21 protein-coding genes are annotated in these 24,636 nt (G+C 47.9%); 10 read left to right on the top strand and 11 right to left on the bottom strand.

Translation table 11 applies throughout. The annotated features are described in order from the left end of the window. The first annotated feature begins 186 nt into the window (after positions 1-186). Both QZ209_RS06360 and QZ209_RS06355 read left to right on the top strand, forming a co-directional pair. Positions 187-1,092, top strand: a complete 906-nt coding sequence (locus tag QZ209_RS06360) for a DNA glycosylase (protein ID WP_294345937.1) — start codon at positions 187-189, stop codon at positions 1,090-1,092. 21 nt (positions 1,093-1,113) lie between these two features. Next, on the top strand, positions 1,114-1,938 hold the full coding sequence (locus tag QZ209_RS06355; protein ID WP_294345935.1) for a M48 family metallopeptidase: 825 nt from the start codon (positions 1,114-1,116) through the stop codon (positions 1,936-1,938). A 37-nt stretch (positions 1,939-1,975) separates the two neighbouring features. Here the strand turns inward: QZ209_RS06355 and QZ209_RS06350 are convergent, their stop codons facing one another. The 8 genes from QZ209_RS06350 to QZ209_RS06315 form a co-directional block, all read right to left on the bottom strand. After that, entirely contained in the window at positions 1,976-2,770 is a 795-nt protein-coding gene (locus QZ209_RS06350) for an SUMF1/EgtB/PvdO family nonheme iron enzyme (RefSeq protein ID WP_294345932.1), read from the bottom strand. Between the two features lie 61 nt (positions 2,771-2,831). Next, positions 2,832-4,424 (bottom strand): AAA family ATPase, encoded by a 1,593-nt coding sequence (locus tag QZ209_RS06345; RefSeq protein WP_294345930.1) that lies wholly within the window; start codon positions 4,422-4,424, stop codon positions 2,832-2,834. Positions 4,425-4,444: 20 nt separating this feature from the next. Beyond that, positions 4,445-6,064 carry an Hsp70 family protein gene (locus QZ209_RS06340; RefSeq protein ID WP_294345925.1) on the bottom strand — a complete coding sequence of 540 codons (1,620 nt, stop codon included), beginning with the start codon at positions 6,062-6,064 and terminating at the stop codon, positions 4,445-4,447. Beyond that, positions 6,048-6,575, bottom strand: coding sequence for a nucleotide exchange factor GrpE (grpE, locus tag QZ209_RS06335; RefSeq protein WP_294345922.1), 528 nt, complete (start codon positions 6,573-6,575; stop codon positions 6,048-6,050). The genes QZ209_RS06340 and grpE overlap by 17 nt, the downstream gene beginning before the upstream one ends. 38 nt (positions 6,576-6,613) lie before the next feature. Continuing rightward, positions 6,614-7,978 carry a hypothetical protein gene (locus tag QZ209_RS06330; protein ID WP_294345921.1) on the bottom strand — a complete coding sequence of 455 codons (1,365 nt, stop codon included), beginning with the start codon at positions 7,976-7,978 and terminating at the stop codon, positions 6,614-6,616. Positions 7,979-8,294: 316 nt separating this feature from the next. Beyond that, entirely contained in the window at positions 8,295-10,253 is a 1,959-nt protein-coding gene (locus tag QZ209_RS06325; RefSeq protein WP_294345918.1) for an ABC transporter permease, read from the bottom strand. An 8-nt stretch (positions 10,254-10,261) separates the two neighbouring features. Then, positions 10,262-11,221 (bottom strand): HlyD family efflux transporter periplasmic adaptor subunit, encoded by a 960-nt coding sequence (locus tag QZ209_RS06320; RefSeq protein ID WP_294345915.1) that lies wholly within the window; start codon positions 11,219-11,221, stop codon positions 10,262-10,264. Further along, positions 11,214-12,518 carry a TolC family protein gene (locus tag QZ209_RS06315; RefSeq protein ID WP_294345913.1) on the bottom strand — a complete coding sequence of 435 codons (1,305 nt, stop codon included), beginning with the start codon at positions 12,516-12,518 and terminating at the stop codon, positions 11,214-11,216. The genes QZ209_RS06320 and QZ209_RS06315 overlap by 8 nt, the downstream gene beginning before the upstream one ends. A 479-nt stretch (positions 12,519-12,997) precedes the next feature. Between QZ209_RS06315 and QZ209_RS06310 the strand changes: the two genes are divergently transcribed. From QZ209_RS06310 to QZ209_RS06300, 3 genes are all read left to right on the top strand, one after another. Continuing rightward, positions 12,998-14,248 carry a glycosyltransferase gene (locus QZ209_RS06310; RefSeq protein ID WP_294345910.1) on the top strand — a complete coding sequence of 417 codons (1,251 nt, stop codon included), beginning with the start codon at positions 12,998-13,000 and terminating at the stop codon, positions 14,246-14,248. Between the two features lie 265 nt (positions 14,249-14,513). Then, positions 14,514-15,443: a hypothetical protein gene (locus QZ209_RS06305; RefSeq protein WP_294345907.1), complete on the top strand. Its 930-nt coding sequence runs from the start codon at positions 14,514-14,516 to the stop codon at positions 15,441-15,443. A 348-nt stretch (positions 15,444-15,791) separates the two neighbouring features. Then, positions 15,792-16,676 carry an NAD(P)H-binding protein gene (locus QZ209_RS06300; protein ID WP_294345906.1) on the top strand — a complete coding sequence of 295 codons (885 nt, stop codon included), beginning with the start codon at positions 15,792-15,794 and terminating at the stop codon, positions 16,674-16,676. A 73-nt stretch (positions 16,677-16,749) separates the two neighbouring features. On the opposite strand, the gene QZ209_RS06295 is transcribed toward QZ209_RS06300, so the two are convergent. Further along, positions 16,750-17,496, bottom strand: a complete 747-nt coding sequence (locus QZ209_RS06295; RefSeq protein ID WP_366515756.1) for a Fic family protein — start codon at positions 17,494-17,496, stop codon at positions 16,750-16,752. A 439-nt stretch (positions 17,497-17,935) separates the two neighbouring features. On the opposite strand from QZ209_RS06295, the gene pepN reads away from it, so the two are divergent. From pepN to QZ209_RS06270, 5 genes are all read left to right on the top strand, one after another. Then, positions 17,936-20,479, top strand: coding sequence for an aminopeptidase N (gene pepN / locus QZ209_RS06290; RefSeq protein ID WP_294345899.1), 2,544 nt, complete (start codon positions 17,936-17,938; stop codon positions 20,477-20,479). A gap of 260 nt (positions 20,480-20,739) precedes the next feature. Then, a complete protein-coding gene (locus tag QZ209_RS06285) occupies positions 20,740-20,985 on the top strand; it encodes a ribbon-helix-helix domain-containing protein (protein ID WP_294345896.1) in 246 nt (81 codons plus the stop codon). Further along, a complete protein-coding gene (locus QZ209_RS06280) occupies positions 20,982-21,407 on the top strand; it encodes a putative toxin-antitoxin system toxin component, PIN family (RefSeq protein WP_294345893.1) in 426 nt (141 codons plus the stop codon). Before QZ209_RS06285 ends, QZ209_RS06280 begins: the two co-directional genes overlap by 4 nt. Next, positions 21,400-21,618 (top strand): hypothetical protein, encoded by a 219-nt coding sequence (locus QZ209_RS06275; RefSeq protein WP_294345891.1) that lies wholly within the window; start codon positions 21,400-21,402, stop codon positions 21,616-21,618. The genes QZ209_RS06280 and QZ209_RS06275 overlap by 8 nt, the downstream gene beginning before the upstream one ends. Positions 21,619-21,703: 85 nt before the next feature. Next, a complete protein-coding gene (locus QZ209_RS06270) occupies positions 21,704-22,222 on the top strand; it encodes a hypothetical protein (protein WP_294345888.1) in 519 nt (172 codons plus the stop codon). A 218-nt stretch (positions 22,223-22,440) separates the two neighbouring features. Here the strand turns inward: QZ209_RS06270 and QZ209_RS06265 are convergent, their stop codons facing one another. Both QZ209_RS06265 and QZ209_RS06260 read right to left on the bottom strand, forming a co-directional pair. Then, positions 22,441-23,757 (bottom strand): ATP-binding protein, encoded by a 1,317-nt coding sequence (locus QZ209_RS06265; protein ID WP_294345885.1) that lies wholly within the window; start codon positions 23,755-23,757, stop codon positions 22,441-22,443. A 410-nt stretch (positions 23,758-24,167) separates the two neighbouring features. Next, the gene (locus tag QZ209_RS06260) at positions 24,168-24,425 is read right to left on the bottom strand and encodes a DUF6290 family protein (RefSeq protein WP_294345882.1); all 258 of its coding nucleotides are present in this window, start codon (positions 24,423-24,425) and stop codon (positions 24,168-24,170) included. Between the last annotated feature and the right edge of the window lie 211 nt (positions 24,426-24,636).

Below are 24,636 nucleotides of genomic sequence, written 5' to 3'. Positions count from 1 at the left end.
AAAATAAAAACATCCAAAAAAAACATCACACGAAATAAAAATAATATCAGATAAAAATCCATAATCTATTATTTTAAAATAATATAAAAATATTCACCACAAATAATTTTAACAGTCGTTTTCATTATTCAAGCAACAAATATAAAGCAAATGAGAGAACTAAAGACTGTAATAATAAGTCCTAATTTGATTGATATTGAAGGATCTATATTTAGCGGACAAAGTTTTAGATGGGACTATTTTCAAAATAAAAAGCACCTATTTTGTGGCGTAATCGATGGTGATATTTTCATTCTGAAAAAGGATAAAGAAGAAAAATACACGGTTTCAACATCAAAATATTTTTCTCACGAAGAAGAAATCATTGACTTTATAAGGGACTATTTCTGTCTCGATATCGACGCCAACCTACTCTTCCCTCTTGGGTTCAGTGAACGCTATCCTGAACTATGGAAGCTCATAAAACCTTATATGGGATTGAAAATTCTTCGGCAAAATGCATTTGAAATCCTGATAACGTTCATGTGTGCTCAGGGACTTGGCATGAAAATCATACGGAGACAGATATCGTATCTGGCAAAAGAATATGGCCGACAATGCATCGTCAGTATGGAAGGTAAACCGCTACAATATCACTGTTTCCCTTCTCCGGAAACCCTTGCCGGTACAAACCCGGATTCTCTCAGGCTTTGCACGAACAACAACTGTATACGGGCGAAAAACATCATCGATGCAGCGCGGATCGTTGCATCCGGTGGACTTGATCTGGAATGCCTCAAAGATCCCGAAATGCCTCTGGAAACTGCCAGAAAGCGTCTTTGCACCCTATCGGGGATAGGCAATAAAATAGCCGATTGCATTTTGCTGTTCGGGCTGCAGCGTTTCTCGGCATTTCCCATAGATACGCATGTCCGTCAATATCTTGCGTCATGGTTTTCAATCGGTGATGCGTTACAATCATTGACCCAAAAGAATTATCTTTTTCTACAGGATCAGGCTTTACGTATACTGAAACCCGAGTTCGCCGGTTTTGCCGGACACATCCTCTTCCACAGCTGGAGAAAAGAGGTCAAACATCTGGCAACCTATTAATACGCAATCACCCATGTTACCATGACAAGAATAAGCTCACCCGTTACAAGGCACAGCAGAATCGTCGCACTGCTTGTTATAACAATGTTTCTCGGTTCCTGTGCAACCGTTCCGGTGACCGGACGTTCACAGCTCAATATCGTTCCCGCTTCATCGATGCTCTCTTTGAGTAACGAACAATACAATGAGTTTCTGAGAAAAAACAAACGGAGCCAAAACAGTGTCGAAACCGCAAGAGTAAAGCGTGTTGGTCGCAAGCTGAAAACAGCCGTTGAACAGTACTTCCGTCAGCGCGGTCTCTCTTCAGAACTGAGAAATTATTCGTGGGAATTCAATCTTATCGACAATAAATCACCAAATGCATGGTGTATGCCCGGTGGAAAAATAGTCGTTTACACCGGTATCCTTCCCTACACAAAGACCGATGCAGGACTTGCCGTGGTTATGGCCCATGAAATCGCCCATGCAGTTGCAAAACACGGCAACGAACGCATGAGCCAGATACTCTTGACCCAGATGGGAGGAATGGCTCTCAGTAGCGCGTTACAATCAAGTCCGAAAAAAACACGAAGTCTTTGGTTGACAGCATTCGGTGTCGGATCACAGGTTGCTCTCGTTCTTCCCTACAGCCGCCTGCACGAGTATGAAGCCGACAAGATTGGCCTTATCTTCATGGCATTAGCCGGTTACAACCCGAATGAAGCTGTAAGCTTCTGGCAAAGAATGTCGAAAAGTTCAAAAGGAGGCAAACCTCCGGAGTTTTTAAGCACTCACCCATCCGATGCCTCCAGAATCCGCCAGATTCGAAATGCGATACCTGATGCGATGAAGTACTATAAAAACTGAATTGTGGATTCAACTACGGGAGATTATGTATCTCCTGTCAAGAAAGCCTTTTCACAATTCGAAATCCTCTGAAATCATTGAGTGCTCCCGGGACACAAAAACTTCTTCTCGAGCACTGAAATGACAATGTATCGCTATAACGCCAGCAGCTTCCCCTTTCATGGCGCAGAGAACCATCTTCAGGCCCTTCCGGGTTTTCTCTTGTACCGGTTTTAGGATAGAGCTCTCCATACCAGTCAGCACACCATTCATATACATTACCGCTCTGGTTCCAGGTGCCGTAACCGGATACACCATTCGGGTAGTCATAAACTTTGCTTGTCGGATCCTGTAAACGATTGTTCCTGTTTCTACATTTGTCTTCATCCCAATCGTCGCCCCATGGATAAAGATACCCCTGTGGACCTTTAGCTGCTTTTTCCCACTGTGCTTCGGTCGGCAACGTACATCCTGCCCATTCGGCATAGGCTTTCGCGTCATCCCAGTTGACACAAACAACCGGATGCATGGCAAATTCTTCAGGAAATGTATCACCCTGCCAGACGCTCACTGCATCGATCCATGCCCCCTGACTTGGTGCCCGATGACCTGTTGCATCCATAAATGCTTTGTATTGCCGATTCGTCACCATATAGATTCCGATATAGAAAGAATCCAGATAGACACTATGCTTTCGACAACCCTCTTCAAGCCCGTCTCCCATTTCAAACTTTCCACCGGGAACAAGCACCATTGGTGATTTGTCAACGTCATTGAAAACAAGTGGCGGTATACCTCTTTTGTCAGGATATAGTGAACGTCGCCGAAGATCAGCCATGAGTTTCTCCAGCATACTACCCCTCTTTTCTTTTGACGTATTCTTTGTCATACCACAAAATTCTCTACTGTTTTTTTCAATCCAAGCGGGGATGGCCTCCGGGAATGCTTTCAAGGGCCACTTTCTCCCCTGAAAGATCATCGGAAGCGTTACGCACCTGTCCTTGCTCAACCATACATCGCAGTGTTTCGATATGCTTTTCATGAGATTTTGCTAACGGAACCATTTCCCTTGCAGCAGCAAGGAGATCACTCGTATCGATCTCCCGCCGGTTATCACGAAATGCAGGAAACATGGCATCGTTGACCAAGGCCTGCAATTCCGCGCCCACAAACCCTTCCGTTATCTTTGCCACCTCATCGAGGTTGAAACGTTGGGAAATCATGCTTATGCCCTGCTGTTTAAGATGCACCTCGAGAATTCTCGTTCTCTCGGCTCTTGTCGGCAAATCAAGAAAGAAAATCTCATCAAAACGTCCTTTGCGGAACAATTCCGGAGGAAGCCGGTCAATATTGTTCGCCGTCGCGAATACAAACACAGGAGCGCTCTTCTCCTGCATCCATGTAAGGAAGGTTGCCAGAACACGGCTGGCCGTACCACTGTCCCCGGTTGAACCTGCAAAAGCCTTCTCTATTTCATCTACCCAGAGAACGCAGGGGGCTATCACTTCAGCAATTCGTATTGCCTCGCGAATATTGCGTTCACTCGATCCAAGAAGCCCGCTGAAAACCGCGCCGACATCCATGCGCAACAACGTCATCCCCCAATGCCCTGCAGTAACCTTGGCGCAGAGGCTTTTTCCTGTACCGGGTATCCCGACAAGAGCAACGCCTTTTGGTGCTGACAAACCATAATCCCGAGCTTCCTGACTAAAGGCTTCCTGTCTTTCATCAAGCCATTTTTTCAGTGCTCCCAGCCCCCCGACATTGCTCATCATACCGGTGTAGGGATATAATTCAAGAGCACCGCTCTCACGGATAATGTGCTGTTTTTCATTCAACACCTGCCTGACTGCACGCTCATCAAGTCCACCTTTCCCGGCAAGCACTATGGCCTTACGAAATGCCCGTCCAGCCTCGACGACCGAAAGCCCGAGCGCGCTCTCGACAAGCCTTTCCATCAGACCGGGTGATACGTTTCTGAGTGCGTTGCTCGAAGAGGAAAGACGCTCGAGGAGCTCTCTCATCTGTTCAGTCCCGGGTTTGCCGACATCGATTGCCGGAATATCCTGTCGAAGCTCAACCGGCAGGTTGCGCTCAGGGCTTGTCAAAATAATATTGACTGGCTGCTCCCGTGCAGGAAGACGGGCCGAAAGGTTGCGAAGCATACGCAACACGGATGGACGATGCTCCCAGGCACGATGAAAATCTTTCAGGATAAATATGGCAGCTCCTTGATAATCATCGATGAAGCCAAGCACCGTTTCCGGCGAAGCCGAGCGCTTGCCGAATGGAACGGCCGGTTCTTTTATTTCGATAAACTGATCTCCACTATCCCATGATATGAGCCCCATGCCTTCTTGCGGCCAATCATCGGCATGTGTCCATGCATCGAGGGTATGCATCGCATCCTCTTCGTCAATCGTCACTAACTGTAGAAGAGCGATACGAGCATTGATATTCAGTTTCAGCTCGTCGAGCCAGCCTTTCGTCACAATCGACTTTTTCACACTCTCAGCCAGATTATTGTTCATAGCTTAACCACTGGAAAATTGGCAACAGGAAGAGGAATTCTGGTCCCGTCCCTGAGCTGAATAAATGATTTGTTCCCCTCGAGATTGTCGCGCAACCAGAGTGTCAGGCGACGATGTTCATCGACTCCGAATCCTGCAATAAACCGTCGTTCACCAACCACAGAGGGGGGATCCGCATGAATGAATTCATGATCATCCGGATTGAGCGGTTTCTCCCTGGCCTCCTGTCTCATTTCCTCTCGCACGGGGCGAAGTCCTTCGGCACCGTTGACATAACTTATAACAGGTCGCTCCATGACAGAACGCTCGTATATGACAAGCCCAAGCACCTGCTGTGCATCACAGGCAGCTTTTATATATTTGCTTGTCACCGGTTTTTCAGTTGGATATGACGTCCCGCGAGACACTACCGGAACAAGCTCGAAATCACGCAGTTCGCGGTTCCAGCTCCTCATACAATAATCATGCGCCAGGGCCTGCTCGATCATTCCTCCTCCATACCGGCACGCACCAAGTGCCACTGCCTCGAATGGATTATCACCGTGAAGCTCGCTGTCAGGGAAATAGTCCCGGATTTTCTCATGAATACCCGGTAGCATGCTGCTTCCGCCAACGAGAAAAACTCCTTCAAGCTCCGTCTTGCGTATCCCCGCTCGGTCACGTGCCTGGTCAAGCGCACGGTCGAGCGTCCGTACGAGAATCTGGTAAAGGTTATGCTTGTTTGGCTCTCTTTGCTTTTCAAGCGCCTCTTGGAGCACCTCACGGGTTAGGGTACAGTTGATCAGCAAACCGCTTATATCGTTGTACTGGCCGATCTCTGCTTTATCTTTTCCGTTGGAAATCGATATTTTTGCTTGTTCGATCTGCCGAAGCAGTGCAGACCCGACAGTTGCTATCTCTTCATCATCAAGTCCTTCCCGCTTCTGTATATACTCCAGCAGCCAGTTATCGACCATGATCCCGCCTATTTCTTCTCCGGCTCGACCAAGCACCCTGCATTGCGTATTACCGGAAGCCGACAAATCTGTACGAACAACAGATACATCGAGGGTTCCACCTCCAAAATCGACGATACAATACGGTTTGCGATCGAGAATTTGGTCCAGATAACCCATGATACAGGCCGTCGCTTCATCGAGAAACCGGATACCCCCCGGGAAACGTTTCAAAGCAGCTTCCTGCAACCAGTCCAGATAATGATCGAATGCCTCGACAGGAACAGTAACCACAAGTTCATTATCGAGATCACCATAAAGGCCCCGCACGAACATCAAAATGCGATCAACAAGCTCGTCCGCCGCTTTTCGAGGGTAAATAACCTCCCCGTTGACACGACGACCTCGATTCGCTCCGCCTGTCCTCAAGACATCCATTTTCAACCAACGAAAAGTACCGGGATGCGTTGCCAAACCGGCCTCTTCGACCTGTGCACCGATCATTGGCATACTATTTTTTCCGTAATGAATCAATGAAGGGATAACTGTGGCGTTCCCGCCTCGTCGTAAAGGATACGTTCTGGTTAGATTCGGCAGCATGACTGCCTCCCCTTTACCAAGAGCTTCGTTCCAACGCACGACAACACTATTGCTGGTTCCGAAATCAAATGCCAGTGCCATCCGGTAGTTGCTCTTTTGTTATTTCTGAAACCTTTCTCACCATTGTTTTGCGTATCGTCCTGCCTTTGTAACGATATCCCGTAAACCTTACAACAACAGGTTCACCTTCTACGGGAATATCCGCATCGAGAAGGTGGTGAAGTCCGGGATCGAAAGAGGTTGTTTCTCCAACCGCACCGAATGCTTCAAGCCCGAAATCATGCAGGGAGGCTTCAATTTTGATGGCAACGCTCAGTAAATCCGCCACTTTGATATTCCCATCTTGCCGATAACGAGCCTGCATCGCGGACAGGTTTGCCAAAGGGCCTGTGATGTTTGTCATAACCTCTTCGAGCGCCTTTTCAATGCCGGCTTCAGTCAGATGAGCGGTACGCTCTCTTTCAAGACGAGATTCCCGACGAAGACGTTGCAGCTCGGCCTCTTTTTCCTGAAGCTCGATTTTCAGGAGAGCCGCATCCGAGTTGTTACCTTCCCTTTCCTTGCCGAGGAGCTTTTGCAGCGCTTTGTACATCTTTGTACCCAATGCTTCTTATTCTGATATCTGAACACCTACCATTCAATCCCTGGTGCGTCTTCCGTTTCGACCGCCCCTTTTTGCGTAGCGTCATCATTTTCGTCAAGCATAACGATACCGCGCAAAAAGTAACCCTGAAAGGTGGTCAAAATAGCAAGAAGCGTAAACAACATTTTATCGGTAGCATCTTCACTTTTGCCAAGTACCCGCATGCTGTCCAGAAAGAATTGACTGTCATCTATCGTTCCGGGAATGACAGTGTTGAATAGACGTGCATCGATTCTGTCGTTTTTCCTGAGCCATACCACATGCTCATATTCTTCTTCCGGAAACTCACCCGGCAGATAAAGTCTTGCAGCAAGTTTTTCAAGCCACGATCCCGTTCTGGCTATATCACGAAGACGAGATTGCGATATGCGTCCTCTTTTCGCGCTTCTATAGAGAGCCCCGGCCCTTACCATGGGATCGTCACATCCAAGTTCTGCCTTCAATTCTGCATCCGTCACCTCACGCTCCTCCCAATAGTGTATCATGTCTGTTGTACCAGCCGGAACCTCGTCCGATGCTTTGAAATTGAGTGAACAAAGTTCACGATAGAGGGCCACTGCTCGCTCGACCGTTTTCTTTCGGGAAGAGTCGTCAGGAAGGTTTCCGGTGTGCTCCCAGTAAGCAACAAGCTCGAGCATGTTTTGAAGCGTCATTCCTCTGACCCGCTCGAACAATCCGTCCTGATCGCCGGAAATCTTGAGAGCTTCCAGCACAAGTTCCTGCTCATGCCCTCCAGCACCGGCAAGAACATAGGCTTTCACGAGGCGGGGGTCCAGATTTTTCAATACCGTACTGTTGATCCTGCGTTTCTGATCATCCGAAGCCATGATATATGCTTTCTCGAAGATTGAACAGTCAGGATCTTCAAGAACGAGATAACGCTCTGCATCTCCTTGCGCCAAACCGAAAAGAGCATCCATTTCAAGCCCTGGTGCATGCCTCGACTGGTTCGAGATCATCTCCGCAAGCATTTTGTCATCAAGCCGATGCCACAGTGCAAAAATCGTTCTGTTGCCTTCATCATCACGAGGCATAACACGCAGGGCATCATAAAGAACGTTTCTCAATGTTTCTGAACTCCGGGCCTTGTTCAAAAGGGTCGCATAACGTTGCCTTTTCCAGAAAGCCCATACGGCCGCATGCATCTCGTGCATTGCTTTGCTGTCAATCGTCAGCAGCCTGCTCAAAATACCATCGGCTTCAGGATGCTCACGCCCGACCGCGTCAACCAGTACAACCGCCGCCTCGGCACTGCCGAAAGCAAATAACGCATCGACAGCTTTGCCCCTGCGACTCCGCCCAAGAAGAAAAGTGCCACAAAAAAGGCTTTTTTTAGCTTGTTCGAGGTTCATTGACCGATGTTCGTAACAGAACTGTTTGTTTTGTGAATGCATGAGGACGTTGCACCAGAAATCACCTGCATGATGATTTGTATAAAAAGAATTTTTCCGCAAAACCACAATTTCCGGACACAGGAATGGTTTTTCCCATAACAAGTCATCCTTACTTTATAATTCTTATATCTTATCCGGCAGCTCATTTCAAAGGAACAACATGGATAACCAGAGTTCCCCGACACATGCAGGGATCTACGAAGTAATTGAAGCGTGGAATAATAAAAGCAGAGGTGCCCTACAGAAAATGGAAAAAGAGAAATATCAATGACGGCTACTCATACCGCAGGGCTTCGACCGGCTTGAGATCAGCCGCTTTTTTTGCCGGCCAGAGTCCGAAACTCAAACCGATCAACATCGAAAAACCCGTAGCGAGCACAATCGCAAACATCGATGTCTGCACCGCCCAGCCGGCAAAAACCGACAGCCCCCATGCAACGGTTATTCCTGCAACAATGCCGAACAAGCCGCCTGAGAGGGTCATACCTACGGATTCAACGATAAACTGCAGCATGATATCGCTTTTTCGCGCCCCTATCGCTTTTCGAAGCCCGATTTCTTTAGTTCTTTCGGTAACCGACACCAGCATGATGTTCATGATGCCAATACCCCCGACAACCAGAGAGATTGCCGCTATCGCGCCAAGAAGCAGGCTCATGGTCTGAGTCGTACTGGAGAGCATTTGTTTAATCTCTGTCATGTCTCTGATCGAAAAAGAATCATCGCCGTCACCAAGACGATGCTGCTTGCGAATAATCCTCTCGACAGCATCTTTGGTCGGCTCAATCATGGCTGGAGAAACCGATTCAACGTAGATACCATCGAAGTAATCCTTACCAAGAACCCTGTACATCGCCGTAGTCACCGGAATCATCACGACATCGTCCCCGTCACGAGGACCTGAAAACCCCTTGGCAGGAGCCACTCCGATAACCGTGAAATTGATCCTGTTTATCTTGATTGTTTTGCCGACCGGACTGACGCTGCTGCCGAACAGCTCCTTGGCAACCGTCAGGCCGACAACTGCGACTTTTTCACGTTTTTTCAGTTCCTGTTCGGTAAACCATCGCCCGATAGTTGGAATGGCAGCACGCATTTCACCATATTCGAAACCAACCCCATCAAGTGAAGTACTCCAGTTATTGCCGCCATAAACGATCTGTGCACTGCCTCTCACAATGCCCGACGCACGCTTTACAAGTGACGTCGTTGCTGCTATACCTTCAACATCGTTGAAGGTAAAACGGGTAACGGCTCCCGCTCCCTGAGCGGCTCCCCTGACAGATGCAGATCCCCCCCTGACAGAAAGCAGGTTGGAGCCCATGGATTGTAGACTCTCCTCCATCGATACCTGCGCTCCAGCACCGAGAGCCAACATGGCGATAACCGACGCTACCCCGACCAGAATGCCAAGCACGGAGAGAAAGGAACGAACTTTGTTGGAAAGAATGGACTGTACCGCCTGCAGGACAAAACCGGAAAAACGACCGTTGCGCCACAAGGGGATATGGGTGCTCGGGTTCACTGGCTCCTCCCTGAACAACTGCCGATCGGTTCTTCCGGCTTTTCGTTCATCACTGACGATCCGACCGTCGGACATGGTGATAATCCGATCGGCATATGCCGCAATGGTGTCCTCGTGCGTCACCATGATGATGGTTTTTCCCTCTCCATGAAGCCGCTTGAGAATGTTCATGATCTCCGAGGAATTCTTCGTATCGAGATTGCCTGTGGGTTCGTCGGCAAAAATAATCATTGGATTGCGTATCAGTGCCCGGGCTATGGCAACACGTTGCTGCTGCCCTCCGGAAAGCTGATTCGGCCTGTGATCAGCCCGGTCCTCGAGCCCTACAAGCCATAAACGTTCGATCGCCTCCTCACGGAAATCCCCTTCTTCACCGCTGTAGATATGCGGCAAACGGACATTATCGACAAGGCTCATACGCTTGAGCAGATGAAACTGCTGAAACACGAAACCAGCCACGTGATTACGTAATGCGGCAAGTTCATCCTCTTTCAATGAGTTGACATTGCGCCCCGAAAGAAAGTAGTCGCCACTGTCAGGCGTATCGAGCAGGCCGAGAATGTGCATGAGTGTGGATTTCCCGGAACCCGATGCCCCCATAATGGCAATGAATTCGCCCTGTTCGATCGAGAGTGAAACTCCTCTGAGTGCATGAACGGAGCTTTCACCGATACTATAGGTCTTCTGAATGTTATCAAGTGTAATCATTGCCGGTATTACCGTTTCTTTCGCTGCGGAAGAAAAGGATTGCCGCTACCGCTGTTTTTTGGCAGCACAAACGAATCGTCACGAACCAGAATCGTAGTACCTGCTTCGATACCTTCCCTGATTTCAATGACATCTTCATCCTGTAAACCTGTAGTGACCTTGACATAGGTTCCCTGTGCATCACCCTGAGGGTTCTTGACCATAACGACACTCTGGCCGTCATGATTTTGCACTGCTCCGGCAGGAATCAAAACAGCACCTTTTCTTTCATCGACGACGATATCGATATTGGCGCTCATACCGGAACGGAACACTTTCGGAATGGTCTCAGGAATGATATCGACATGGTAGATGGTAACGTTATTTTCGAGATGTGACTCATAGTGAATATGTTCGACCTTTCCCCTGACCACAATATCCTGATAGGCATCGAGCGTTATCGTCGCATCCTGTCCCTGTGATACCCTGCCGATATCGGTTTCATCGACATAAGCGATTACGATCAGCCGGTCCGAAAGCACAAAGAGAGAGTCACTGGTGGTAACCGTCTGACCAGGTTCGATGCTGCGCACGATCACCTGACCTTCAATTGGGGCCAGAATGGCTGCTTTACTGTAGACGGTCTCCCAATAAGCTTGTTCTTTCTTATCCCTCAATCTTGCAGCATCCAAAAGAGCCGCCCTTTCGGTGGAGCTGAGCAACGCAAGCCGGTCTCCTTTCGTGACCATGACCCCTTCATCGACAAGAACCTCCTCAACCCTGCCGGCAACCGAAGATTGGATTTTCAATCTGTTCCGTGGCTCTACGACACCGGTAGTAGAAACCGTTTCACGAATCGTTCCGGTTCCAGCTTGCACCTCACGCAGTCTGGTGGCGGATTCTTGCTTCCAAAGAGTCATTCCCCACACAACGGCGAATACGATTACTGCGAAAAACACTGCTGCACCGACAAGCACTTTTTTATTCATTCAGTCCCACTCCTTTTGCCTGTGTCCATTCAGCCCTGGCCACGAACAGCTGGGCCTGGGCATCGAGATGTGATTTTTTTAAGCTGACAAGATTGTCTTCGATAATCACCCAGTCATCGAAAGAAATCAAACCATTCGAATACTGGGCATTGGCAATACTCGATCGAAGATTGGCCGATTCAAGATATTTTTCCTGTACCTCGAGGTTTTCGGTGGCATCCTGAACATTTTTCCAACGCTCTTCAAGCGTATCGAGCACCTCGAGATAAACGCCCCGGCTTCTGGAGATCTGTTCATTGACTACCCCAAGAGCTTTGGCTGCAGCTGCCTTGGTCCCTCCCCCCGTATACAGAGGAAGCGAAAGCTCAAACCCGGCACTCCAATCCAGCTCGTCCGGTGGCCAGCTTTCAAAGGAACTTCTGCCAAAAGAAGAATTGAGCGAAAGCTCGGGAAAAAACGACTTTTTCGAAGCTTCGAGATCGTAACGAGCAGAACGTGTGTTTGCTTCGAACTGAAGAACTTCGGGATGCTCTTTCGCTAATGCAGGAAAATCAGGAGATTTTTCAGCAAGCTCTTCAACCGCAAATGAACCCTCTGCAACCAAGATGGAACGCACATCGCGCCCAAGAGCCGAGGCAAGCTGTGACTGAGCGAGCACAACACCACGTTCGGCCTGGGCAACTTCGAATGCCGCCTCGGCAAGATCAGCCTCGGAACGGCGTAGTGATCCTATATGCTCCCGACCCGCTTCATAACGCAACGTCAGAAACGCCACATTTTCTCGTCGACGCTGCTCGATTTCTTTTGCAAGCACGACAAGCTTCTGCGCCTTGAGAAGTTCTAAAAAAGCTCGCCGTAACGACAATCTGGCATCCGAAGACGCGAGACGATACGCTTGCTCTTCAGCGTTCAGTGCTTCTTTACTGGCTTCGATTTTACTGCCGGTAACCCCTCCATCATACAGTAGCTGTGAGGCCGAGAGACCATAGGAAAAAGTAGAAGCGCTCTCGAGTTCTTCTTGAGTCGAATCGCTGCGTTTGCCACTCAAGCTGGCGTTTATCTGAGGACGTTCAGCCGAAACGGTAATTTTTTTCTGCGCTTCAGCCTGCTGCAGCGATGCTTCGGCGGCAGCGAGATCCGGCCTGGACTGCAGTGCCTCGCTGACACACTGTTGCCATTGCAACACTTCCTGAGCATAAACCGGGTGTCCCGTCAAACAACCATGGAGAATGAAAAACAGCATGAAAAACCTGCCGGTTTTTGTAAAACAACGCACCGCGACCTTACTCTCTCTCATATCCTCTCAGCCTCACATTTCGGGACAACCATCGAGCAAAAAACAGCAACACTGCCGCCACGTATCCTCTCGCCCCAAAGCTCGGACAAAAGAGCACTCACCATGTCGTTCATCACTTCTTCTCCTACATTGCTTGTATTTTCTATCCATGATCATTTACCCGAACCGGTCTTCACTTCGATCAGGGAAACGCTATCAGCTATCATCATTTATCTTATGCTCGAACAAGGAAAAAGGTTTCATTTTTTTTCATTTTTCCACAATATGGCCTTACCGACGAGGTATGCAGCCGCCCGATCTTGATCGTCAATGCGCCTGTATGCATCTCCGTTGTGTCATCTTCACGCAGGGATTTCAAGGTTTGACAAGGGTTCAGCAAATAAACCATGGTGATGAAAGAGAATGTTCAGAAAAGTTTTATATACAAAGAAACCACTCAGCCTATTCTCACTCATATCCCACCCAATGGTAGAACCCCTATGAAAACAATTGCAATGTTTCCTGCAGCATGGAACCTGGCTGAAACAACCCGGACGCTCGAAGTGGCGAAAGCCTGCAGGAACGAATTCAATATCGTATTTGCCACTCACGGCGGTCAGTTCGAGGAGCTTATCGAAAAAGACGGTTTTCCCCTGATGCGTCTTGAACCGAGACTTTCCGGCGAACAGATCGAGTATCTCTACCAGGTTGACCAGGGTGAAAAAATCGGATCGTTTTTTTCGGCAAAGGAAACCCGAATACGCGTCGAGAATGAAGTTGCTTTTCTGCGAAACGAGCGTCCACTGGCTGCCGTGACCGGGTTCAATATAACCATCACACTTTCCAGCAGGGCTGCCGATGTACCACTGATCTGGCTGACACAGTCGACATGGGACATCCAGGCCATGATCGACGAAGGGCTCGGAGACTATGCCGATGACCTGGACATCACCGGGCTCAGGCTGCTTCCGGATGCTGCACTGAAATGGCTTACCAGGCAGACTTTTTCCCAGCTTGGCGGGATAATCCTTCGTCCGCTGAACACAGTCGCAAAAGAGTACGGCATTGCAAAACTGAACGATCTTCGCGACCTATGGCAGGGCGACTACAATCTTCTTGCCGAACCTTCCGATTTTTCCGGCCTGTCAAGCGTACCGGAGACCTACTACTACATCGGCCCACTGATCGCTGATCTAGCCAGCCCTGTTCCAGAGGAGGTAAACCGGCTTGCTGCAATGAAAGAACCGCTGGTTTATTTTTCCATGGGCAGTTCTGGAAGACCGCAAGTCATCAAAAGTATTCTGGAAGGATTCCGTGATCAACCCTTCAATGTGGTGTCACCGATGAAAACAAAGCTGCAGGAGCTGAACGTAAGAGTACCGCCAAATGTTTTATTGACCGATTGGCTTCCGGCACTCGATGTAAGTCGCCTTGCCGATATTTCGGTCATTCATGGAGGAATCGGCACAGTAATGACGGCTGCATTGGCAGGAAAACCCGTTTTGGGCATTGGAATGATGTATGAACAGGAATACAATATCGATTGTCTTGTCAGGAAAGGATTCGCTCACCGTATAAGGAGAACACGGCTCGATTCAGAATCTGTAAACAAGGCCATCCTGAAATTATTGACCGACAACAATGCAAAAAAATCGGCCATGCACTATGCCGATCACCTGAAAGAATGGCTGGAATCGCGCAATCAGATAATCAGAGACTTCTTTCATGCCCTGGAAAAGGGAGAACTGTAAACCCGGCACAATCTACCATAAACAACGAATTGTAATGACTACGATCATCTACCCCCTTACCGGGAAGAACGTATTGATAGCTCACTCGTCCTCTGGCTTGACACATGTCATTTGAACATCTATTCCACAAGTTCTATCCGAGGATAAAGCAATGAAAACAAACTGAAAAAAGACACCTCCATTAACTTGCCCGCGCCTCCATTATAATCCTGTTTTGTATCTTATTGCTTTCCGCACCTTTTGTAAAACCTCTTCTTTCAGATACATGAAATCACCGCTATCGATCGGAGCAGCTTTCACAGTATGTTTTGTACTGCTATTCAGTAACGGCTTCGCTGCACCTTCTCCAATGTTCGAGCAACAGGAGAAAAACGTCGTGACTCAGGCCGAAAAGGCGCCCGGAATTGAAAAGCACATTATGACAAAAGAGGATTACTGCGATAAAAACGCAAAGGATAATCTGGAAATATCCAAGGCATTGCAACAACTCGGGAATTGCGGGCCAAGCTTCAATTACTCGGACTCTTATGACTATTACTATCAAAAATGCCTCCAGGGAAACGCCGTCGATATCAAGCCCCGACAAGCGTTTCTGGCAAAATGCATATCGAACAATTGTGACTCGTATGCCAAAACAGCTGTAGCGCAAAACGAGAAAAGAATAGCGACAGGTTGTCCGAAAGGAAATAATCCGGACTGGTGGAGCTCCGACTACCAATACCATTACAAATGGTGTATCCAAGGAAAGAACGCTCTGGGTGTAGAGTCATACAATACACAAAGAGAACAATACCTGAACAATTGCAAAAAAACTTCGCCCCCACCTGACCCAACCACAATAACTAAAAACGATATTGTGACGTTACGCAAAGAAAACGATCCTAAAGCGACATTTGCGGATCTTCCTTTTTCCGGGAGTATACCCTCGATTAAAAATGCAAAACTGTTGAGCGTCACCAACAACACACAGGTCAAGATGACCTTCAAAGACAAGTTTTTTACCGGTGGCGCAAAGTGCTTTCCCGGCCAAAACACAAAAATACTGTTCACCTTGTGGCCCGGACAAACGCATTCATTCAACAAGCCCAGCCTGATGGCAGGCAAATGGTTTCATGTGTGCGTTCCGATGAATTCATTGATCAGCACTCCGGATAAACTGCAGCTCGACTACAGTTACGAAGTCACGACCCCCTGACATACTATTCCCCGATTCCGGCGCTCCACTTTCATGCCGGCCACGACAATGTATGGAGGGACTCTCCCAGTAGTTCAGAGGATTTTTCGTTATGCCGTCATCCCCGTGTAAGATCAGTATTGATCTTACACGGGGATTTTTTCGTCATTTTTATTTTTATCACCCATTTCCGGTCACTGCCTCAACGAAACACCGGTCATCTACGTTATCATTGCAACAGAACATTGCCGCAAATTCGCGGCAACCCCCATGAATCATCGTGAGCGACCCGACAATAAAGCCGACAGAGATACTGTTTGCCGGAAGCAACGGAGAGTTCATGATGCGTAACAGATCAACGAGATGGCAATGAAAAAAGCGCTTGTAGTCGGAGCTTCGGGACACATCGGAAGGTATGCGGCTCTTGCTTTCAAAAAGAGGGGCTGGTTTGTCCGTGTGCTGGTACGTGACCCTGAAAAACTCAAACGTCCCGGCCCATTCGGAGAACCCTTGCTTGACGTCGTGGTGGATGAAATCGTAACAGGCGACGCAGCCAAACCCGATACGCTGTTCGGTATAGCAGACGGCATCGACACGGTGTTCTCCTCCATGGGCCTCAAAAGCTCAAAGCCCGGCATGTCATACCATGACATTGACTATCTCGGCAACGCCAATATTCTCCAGGAAGCCATACTCCACGATGTGCAGAAATTCATCTATGTCTCGATTTTCAAAGCCGATGAAATGATGGATATGCAGATCGTCAAAGCCCACGAAGACTTTGTCCAGGTACTCGAGGATTCCGGCATCGACTACTCCATCCTCCGACCGAACGCCTACTTTTCCGACATGCTGCAGTTCCAGAAATTGGCCTCCTCCGGCGTCATCGTCTGGCCCGGTGACGGTAGTTTACGCATCAACCCGATCCATGGAAAGGATATGGGAGATATCTGTGTGGATACAGCCGCTCCGGGTCATCAGGAAATCGATATCGGGGGGCCGGATATCTTTACCTATAAAGAACTGTTCACCCTTGCCTTCACAACGATCAATAAAAAACCCAGAATCATCTTCATTCCCCTCTGGATCGTCAAAGGCCTTCACTCCCTCATAAAACCTCTCAACGCCCGTATCGCCGACATGCTCGCCTTCGCGATTGCCGTCAACGAAATAGACAACGCCGCACCCCGTTACGGCGAACGGCATATGAAGGATTTCTTTGAAACGTTTGGAGGAAAAAACAGAACAGACTGAGCTTTACTGATATCGTATGAAGTGAAATACGGCAGGGACTTTTAACTTATTCAACCAATTCCCCTGGTTGCATCTACACTGGCTTCACTCCCAAAGCATGCCAATATGGCTTGAATCCTGCCTCGACTACTTCAACGCTCAGGTTCAGAAATGGTTTATAATCCTGTTTCGTATGAGCAGCATCCAGAGCCTCGTAGTACTCCAATCGCCTTTCTACCGGAAGAACGACAGGAGGATAACCGCTCTTCATCAGCTCAAGGTTCATCAGGAGACGAGATGTTCTGCCGTTTCCGTCTGTGAAGGGATGGATTTTTACAAAGTCTGCATGGACACGAGCCGCACGTTCAATCGGGTGAAGCGCAGGTGCCTGCTCTCTGTACCAGTTGATGAACTTCTGCATTTCGCTTTCGACATGCAATGCGTCAGGCGGCATGTGATCGGCACCGGCAATGATCACATTGGTTCTTCTGTAGACACCAGCATGTATATCGTCGATATTTTTCAAAATCAACTGGTGAATGGATTTGATCTGCCATTCCGATAGAGGCTCGTTCCGCTCAACCAGATCTTCGACAAAATAGATGGCTTCACGATGGTTGATCGCTTCGAAATGCTCTCTCATGGTTTTCCCACCAACAGTGATTCCCTCCAGAGCCACTTTGGTCTCCTTGAGCGTCAGCGTATTACCTTCGATAGCGTTTGAATTATACGTCCATCGAAGAACCAGATCCTCATGAAGATTGGAGACAATCTCAGGCGGAAGAGGACGATACGAGTCAAGTGTTTTCTTGAGTATGTCTATCTTTTCAAAATCAGGCATTATCCAGAATATCAAATTCAAGCGAAATAACCTCTCCTTTGGGACGTGCCTCGCATTAAACCGTTACGGTCCAAAACTCTCCCTCGGACCTCAGCAATTCTATTCTAACCTATTAAAGGGACTAAACACCTAATACTTTATAATCTTTTTTCACTTATCGAACAATGCCCTGCACATTCTCTTCCAGGTCTTGATAATTGCAACTGCAATCCGCTCCGGCGCCTCCTTTTTCATCACCAATGACCGCTACAATCACAAAGATGACATCCTTGAAATACTCTCTGTCAAGGCGCTGAGAGAGGAAATAAAAATAATGCTTGGACTTTTTTTTGCTGAACCAAGTATCTTATTTTCCAAACAACAGACCACAAACAGATAAAAAAGTGCACCTGATAAAAAACCAGCATCTCTCTAAGCCTCTCTTTGTAAAGCGTTTTACATGACATATTCCATTGATACTGAAAACATTCTCACCCGTGAAGCGGCTGAAACCCGCAGCAACCTGGTTTCCAATGTCCGCTACACCCTTGAACTCACCCTGAAAGAGTACGCCACGGAGTACCGGGGGCACTGCATTGTCGAGTTCGACTATCGCCGGGGCGGTATAGAGTACCTCAAGCTTGATTTCATTACCAAACAGATCCATGCTGTCGCGCTCGATGGCAAACCTGCGAAGGAGTATCTCGAGGGTGATTTTGCCCTCTATCTCAAAGAAGATCATCTGACAGAGGGCCGCAATACGCTGGAGATCACCTATACCAGCCTGTTCGACAACACCGGCTCGGGCTTTCATAAATTTCACGATCCAGAAGACAATGAAGAGTACATGCATACCGATTTCGAGCCCTACGACGCGCACCGCCTCTTCCCGTGCTTCGATCAGCCCGATATCAAAGCCTCGTACCGGCTCACGGTGAACGGGCCCTCAAAATGGACGTATATCCACAACACCCTTCCGGAGCATACCCGAACAACCAATGAAGAAGTAACGATTTCCTTCAAACACACGGCTGTCTTTTCCACCTACCTCTTTGCCCTGGTTGTAGGCCCATATGCCAAGTGGGAAGATCGCTACAACCGGATACCGCTCGGAATCTACTGCCGGAAGTCGCTCGAAAAATACATGGATCCGGAAAACATCTTTGCCGTCACCAGGGAATCCATGGCCACCCTGGAAACCTATTTCGACTACCCCTATCCGTACGACAAGTACGACCAGGTTTTTGTCCCGGAATTCAATTTCGGGGCCATGGAAAACGTGGGCTGCGTCACCTTTACCGAACACTATATCTTTCGCCATAAAAAGCTCTACAGCGAGCACCTGAACCGCGCCAACACCATCACCCACGAGATGGTGCACATGTGGTTCGGCGACCTGGTGACCATGAAATGGTGGAACGACCTCTGGCTCAACGAAAGCTTTGCCGACTACCTTTCCTATTTCGCCATGTCCAATGGCAAGCTGTTCGGTGATGCGTTGGAACATCTGTATGTTCGCAAAGAATGGGCCTATCAGCAGGATCAGTATGCAACTACCCACCCCATAGCCGCTTCGGCCCGGGATACCATCGAGGCCTTCAGTAATTTTGACGGCATCAGCTACTCCAAGGGTGCTTCGGTGCTTCGCCAGCTTCAGTACTATATCGGTGATGAGGCCTTCCGCGCCGCCATTGGCCAATACTTCAAACGATTCGCCGAACAGAACACAACCCTGGATGATTTTCTTTCGATCATGTCGGAAAAAAGCGGTATCGACATCGTAGCCTGGAGCCGCCAATGGCTCCAAACCACCGGCGTCAATACCCTCTCGAGCCGTATCGAGAACGGCAGGCTCAGGATCGAGCAGCAGGGATCGGCCGACAACAACCTCATACGGCAGCATGCCATTGCATTGACCGGCTATCGTCAGAGCGGCAGCGCACTCGTCGAAAATGAAACTCAAAAGATCATCATTGACGGAAAAACTGCAGACACGCAGTTGAAACCCGACACTGCGTTCGTGATCCTCAATACGCACGATCACGATTACGTGAAAGTGTTTTACAGCCAGGATGCTATCGACATCGCCCGCAAGTCGCTACAAACCATTGAAGATCCGTTTGCCCGGCGGCTCGTCTGGGGAAGCCTCTGGCAGATGGTGCGCGACAATGCCTTCAGACCGACCGAATTTATCGAAATGGGCATTGAACTGGCCATGAAAGAGAAGGATCTGTCTATTCTGAACAGCCATATCATCGCAAAGATCAAGGCCATCGTATCGGTATACCTGACCGATGACAACAGAGCGATCTGGATGCCCAAACTCAACACCATGGCCCGCGAACGCCTGGCCGTGACCGATAACAGTGAAGAAAAGCAGATCATCTGGTTCGGACTCCTGCTAGAAACCGCTCTTCTGTCGGACGAGCTGGATTACCTGCACGGCCTTGTTACAGGTACCGAGTCCATAGCGTCGCTCGAGATCGACCAGGAAAAACGCTGGAACGTCATTGCCCGCCTGATGGCCTGCGGACACACCGAAGCCGAAACCCTGTTCAGCAACGAAAAAGAGCTGGATAAAAGCGACCTTGGCCTCAAGAAAGCCTTTATGGTGCAGGCCTCGAGGCCCGACAGCGCAGAAAAAGAATCCTGCTGGCAGACGTTTACAGAAGAATCATCCCGCTCCACGGATTTCCTCCGCTACGGCATGAAAGGCTTTCACTGGCACATGCAGAAAGACCTGCTAACGCCTTTTGCCGATCGGTTTTTTGAAGCGATTGAAAACATCTATACCGAACGTGATGTGCATTACGCCGAAGCTTTTGGCCATTACCTCTTTCCGCATTGGCATCAAACCCCGGACATGCTCCGGAAAATAGAGACCTTTCTGGATAAAAAAGACTCAGACGGCGGTGAGCTGCCTGCCCTGCTCAGAAAACTGCTGATCGAACAAGCCGACGACCTGAAACGGATTCTTCCGATCATGGAGAAACAACAGGACTAGGCGAGCACCCGAGTCTATTCCTCCAACTCCATTTGGGAACCTTGCAGTGGAATAATCAGTCATTTCAATACAAACTTTGTATATTCATGATATAAGGGCACCTCTTAAAAAGCGTCAAGAGCGGCTCAAGTGCAAGACGGACCGTAGCACAGGAACCGGAGTGTACATCGAGTACATGAGGATTCCGAGCACCGCCCAACGCAGCAATTGAAACGCGCAATAACTTTTTAGAGGTGCCCATAACACAACCATAGCAAGGTATGAGCACCGTCAATATATCATTTCAGGATTCTCTCCTGAAGGAAATAGACAAAACGGCAAAGAAGGAACACCGCAGTCGTTCAGAGCTGATCCGTGAAGCTGCAAGACAATACATCCGCCGCCAGAACCAATGGAATGAGCTGTTCCAGCTTGGAGATCGTACTGTAAAGGAAAAACAACTCACTATCGAAGAAGTCGAAGAGGAAATCGTAGCGACCCGTCATAAGAGATCGAACGATCGATGAGGATTGTCTGCGATACCAATATCCTCATCTCCGGAATTCTTTTCGGGGGGAAACCCCGTGAAATCCTGTATCGCTGTTCTTCCGGCACTCTCGTGAACTGCATTTCACCTGATATTCTCAAAGAGGTTGAGGAGGTTTTACTTCGGTCGAAATTCAGCCTTCATGAAGAGCAGGTATACGAAATCATCCAATTGTTCAGAAACACTTTTACCCTTGTCACCCCTGAGAGCCGGCTTTCGGTGATAACAACCGATCCCGATGACAACCGGATTCTCGAAGCAGCACATGCAGCCAAAGCCAATGCAATCATCTCCGGTGACACTCATTTGCTCGATCTGGATGCATGGAACAACATCCCTGTCGTCTCTGCGGACACTTTCCTGATAAAATCTCATATAAAAAAAGGAACTCATTGTGGCTAACGAGATCCTCACCGCTTACGAGACCAAGTACAACGCAAACCGGGAGATTGCCGTCTTTCATGGCAAAATCGATAAAGACAAGCTCAGCTTATTGCATAAGTTTATGATCAAGGTCGTAAAAGTGCCCGTTGGTGATTTCCGCAAATGGGACGAGATCAATGCCTGGGCTAAAGATATTGCAGAAACGCTCAAGAAAGAGGGTATCGGGTAGATTTTCAGTATTGACAACGTCCATTCTGTTGTATCACAGATGAATCAAATTCCGAAGTACATATAAAAAATGTTAAGTGAAAATAATGGCGACAGGCAGAAGTACAACGTTAACGGGAGCACTGGGCGAGTTTTTGGTCGCGGCTGAACTGTGCAGACGCGGCCTGATTGCCACATCATTCTCCGGGAATGTTCCCCACTACGATATCGTTGCATCCGACGATTTTGGAGGACACTTGGTAGTCCAAGTGAAGGCCATTAACAAAAAGAGTTGGCAGTTTGATGTAAGTAAGTTTGTCGAAATAAACATGAATGGACAGCAACAAATTATAGGAAAACCTTGCAGCGAACCATTTCCGAATCTGTTTTGTGTTTTTGTTGCATTGGGTAAGTCAAATAGAGAGGATAGATATTTTGTCTTTTCCTGGCTTGAACTCCGCACAGCCATAATTGACCACCACAGAGCATATCTTGCGACGCACGATGGCGTGAGACCAAAAACGCCAGATTCAACACACTGCTCAATTAGTATTCCAGAACTAGAGCAGTATGAAAACCAGTGGCAAAAAATTCAAGATGCAATTGTAAAAACGAGAATCACCTAACATGAACGTCAAGCCGACGACCTGAAAAGGGTCTTTCCGATCCTGGGAAAACAACAACGGAAATAATGCTTGGACTTTTATCCCTATTCAACTACGTCCCCTAGTTCCCCGCATAAGAAGAAATATATGTTAAGTGTTTTGGAAACAGCGAAAAGGCCTGTTCTCAATTCCGCCATTCTTTCCCCACTTGCGGAATCGGACAAAGGTCATGTGATCACTCATTCGCATTCTCCCATATTCAATGCTTCATCAACCCAGCAGATGGCCCGCCGCAGGTTGTCAGCCAATTGACCTCCTGCCGATGCGTAGTGTTTGTTAAACCATTTCTTCAAAAGTTCTCTGATAACCTTCGAGTTGGATTTGATTTCGTCTGCTGCCAGACCACGAATGGCTTGAAGACAATAATTCAGCTCTTTCCCAGCAAGACCCGCGCTTACTTTATTGCTGCGCAGTAACTCTGAGTATTTTCTTTTTTTGGTGGCAGCGAAAGTACTTCCGTTTGGGATTGGAAGTTCCTGCGTTTTTCCACTCTTCAAACGTTCAATTAGCTTTCCTCGCGTAGTTGATCTTGACAGCACCCTTTCGAGCGCTTTCACGGTTTTGTCTTGCGTCGCTCCGGATTTCTTGATGAAATAGTAAACTGGCAAAAATGCGGTGCTTTCAAAACAGATTTGTTTGATGTACTCCAAGGGCTCAGGAACATTTTCCTGATTCAAGGCACTGAGGACGATATCGGCTGTCCTTATGCCTTTTGTTTTTACAAATTGTTTTTTGGACGTAGCGACAATGCTTCCAGCAATGGGTTCAACATGGCCGATCAGCTTTAATGTGGGCTTGCCTTTGACCTCAGAGAATTCACCCTCTTTTATGAAAGAGAGCTGACTGAGAAGCGACTCATCAATCAGGAATGAGCCTCCAGACCCGGTTACACTGCCGGTGTGCAGATCGAAAATCCCTGCATCACGAACACCGATCCGCGCTATGTTTTCGAAGTGTTGCATCCATAGGCGCTGTTCAGATTCCCGCTTGGCCTCAAGAATGGCTCTGAGTTCTGGGTATTTAATGCGCTCGGAACGGCCTCGATATCGATAGTAAATATCGCTTTCTTTTAGCTCCTTCCCTGCATCTTTAGTGCAGACGACGGGCTTATCCTTGGCCTCATGGATATAAAGAAGTCCAAAAACCTTCCCTTGAAGTTCGTATTCCTGAATCGTCCATTCTATTTCCGGAGCAAAATGTTCATTGAAGTGGCTTGACATCTTTTCCGGATCTATATCCTCAAATAACTTCAAGTGAGTTCCCGAAAGACCGCCAAGCCGGTGTGGCTTATTGCCAATACCAAACACGATATAACCGCCTTTGGCATTGGCAAACGCTGCGCTTGTTTTTAGGTACTTAGGCAAACTTGCCCATCCGAATGATTCCTTGAATTCAAGACTGCTACTTTCCCTTGAAATCACGCGTTCCGAATCTGAAGGGGAAATCTTGAAGATTTCATTCAGGTCCTCTTGAGAGAATGGCGTTATAGCTTCCATGTGGCCCTCCGCCACTTAGATTTAGTACTTTTAAGGGATTGATTCAGCTTTCTGTGCTGCATGGGACTAGAGGGCTTTGTTCAGTAACCCAAACAACTATTAACACCTGACAAACATTCTCTATGCTCTGCTCTGATAAACTCCCCTCTCCCTAACTCTCCCAAGCATTATTCTCTCAAACTCCTCTAATAAAGAGCCTCTGTTCAGAAATGACTTCTTTGTAGTCTGAGCTTTATATATAGTAGATATAGAGATCTTGAAATTAAGCCGATAGGATTAACCGCTTATTTCAAAAAGAAATATACGATCACAGTTAAAACACGGCAAGAAATGAGAATAGAAAAGTGGTGCAGTCAAATTGTTCATCAAACATCTAGCAGAAGAGGCCTTTTTTAGCCGTTCTTGTAATCTCAATCGTCCAGGCCAAGATCACGCTCCACGTCATCAAGCGAATAAAGCTCCTCCTCTCTTTCTTTCACACGTCCAAGCACCTCTTGAGCCATGTACTTGTCCTCAAGATCGTCGAGGTGCTCGAGCAAAGCCTGACGGATGTAAAATGTCCTTGTTCTGCCGGTTTTCTCAGCCAGAACATCGAGTCGATCTTTAACACTTTTCGGAATCCGAATGCCGATAAGCTGATCCGATTTTTCAGGTGTTGAAGTATTCATGATGACAAATACAGATTGTTTTTGTATAACACGTTATACAAACAGAAAGAATTGACAAAAAATTTTTCAGGCTACAACCACAGGCTCTCTACTCTGCTCAACTACCCTTACCTCAGCCTCCTATTCAGGAATATTCGGGATTTTTGTGGTTTTTCCCTGGTGGTTGCGGAGCACGTATTCTTTGTCGTTTTTTTCGATCATGTAATAATCC

Origin of the sequence: Prosthecochloris sp., from assembly GCA_015482705.2 — a bacterium.
Lineage (GTDB): Bacteria > Bacteroidota > Chlorobiia > Chlorobiales > Chlorobiaceae > Prosthecochloris.
This window is presented reverse-complemented; position numbering and strand designations above follow the sequence as displayed.

Bases quoted from the DNA above. Each gene is read 5' to 3' on its own strand.
- QZ209_RS06310 (WP_294345910.1), top strand. From the start codon at position 12,998: ATGAAAACAATTGCAATGTTTCCTGCAGCATGGAACCTGGCTGAAACA.
- QZ209_RS06320 (WP_294345915.1), bottom strand. From the start codon at position 11,221: ATGAATAAAAAAGTGCTTGTCGGTGCAGCAGTGTTTTTCGCAGTAATC.
- grpE (WP_294345922.1), bottom strand. From the start codon at position 6,575: ATGTACAAAGCGCTGCAAAAGCTCCTCGGCAAGGAAAGGGAAGGTAAC.
- pepN (WP_294345899.1), top strand. From the start codon at position 17,936: ATGACATATTCCATTGATACTGAAAACATTCTCACCCGTGAAGCGGCT.
- QZ209_RS06300 (WP_294345906.1), top strand. From the start codon at position 15,792: ATGAAAAAAGCGCTTGTAGTCGGAGCTTCGGGACACATCGGAAGGTAT.
- QZ209_RS06265 (WP_294345885.1), bottom strand. From the start codon at position 23,757: ATGGAAGCTATAACGCCATTCTCTCAAGAGGACCTGAATGAAATCTTC.
- QZ209_RS06315 (WP_294345913.1), bottom strand. From the start codon at position 12,518: ATGAGAGAGAGTAAGGTCGCGGTGCGTTGTTTTACAAAAACCGGCAGG.
- QZ209_RS06295 (WP_366515756.1), bottom strand. From the start codon at position 17,496: ATGCCTGATTTTGAAAAGATAGACATACTCAAGAAAACACTTGACTCG.
- QZ209_RS06280 (WP_294345893.1), top strand. From the start codon at position 20,982: ATGAGGATTGTCTGCGATACCAATATCCTCATCTCCGGAATTCTTTTC.
- QZ209_RS06330 (WP_294345921.1), bottom strand. From the start codon at position 7,978: ATGAACCTCGAACAAGCTAAAAAAAGCCTTTTTTGTGGCACTTTTCTT.
- QZ209_RS06305 (WP_294345907.1), top strand. From the start codon at position 14,514: ATGAAATCACCGCTATCGATCGGAGCAGCTTTCACAGTATGTTTTGTA.
- QZ209_RS06270 (WP_294345888.1), top strand. From the start codon at position 21,704: ATGGCGACAGGCAGAAGTACAACGTTAACGGGAGCACTGGGCGAGTTT.
- QZ209_RS06355 (WP_294345935.1), top strand. From the start codon at position 1,114: ATGACAAGAATAAGCTCACCCGTTACAAGGCACAGCAGAATCGTCGCA.
- QZ209_RS06260 (WP_294345882.1), bottom strand. From the start codon at position 24,425: ATGAATACTTCAACACCTGAAAAATCGGATCAGCTTATCGGCATTCGG.
- QZ209_RS06285 (WP_294345896.1), top strand. From the start codon at position 20,740: ATGAGCACCGTCAATATATCATTTCAGGATTCTCTCCTGAAGGAAATA.
- QZ209_RS06350 (WP_294345932.1), bottom strand. From the start codon at position 2,770: ATGCTGGAGAAACTCATGGCTGATCTTCGGCGACGTTCACTATATCCT.
- QZ209_RS06325 (WP_294345918.1), bottom strand. From the start codon at position 10,253: ATGATTACACTTGATAACATTCAGAAGACCTATAGTATCGGTGAAAGC.
- QZ209_RS06340 (WP_294345925.1), bottom strand. From the start codon at position 6,064: ATGGCACTGGCATTTGATTTCGGAACCAGCAATAGTGTTGTCGTGCGT.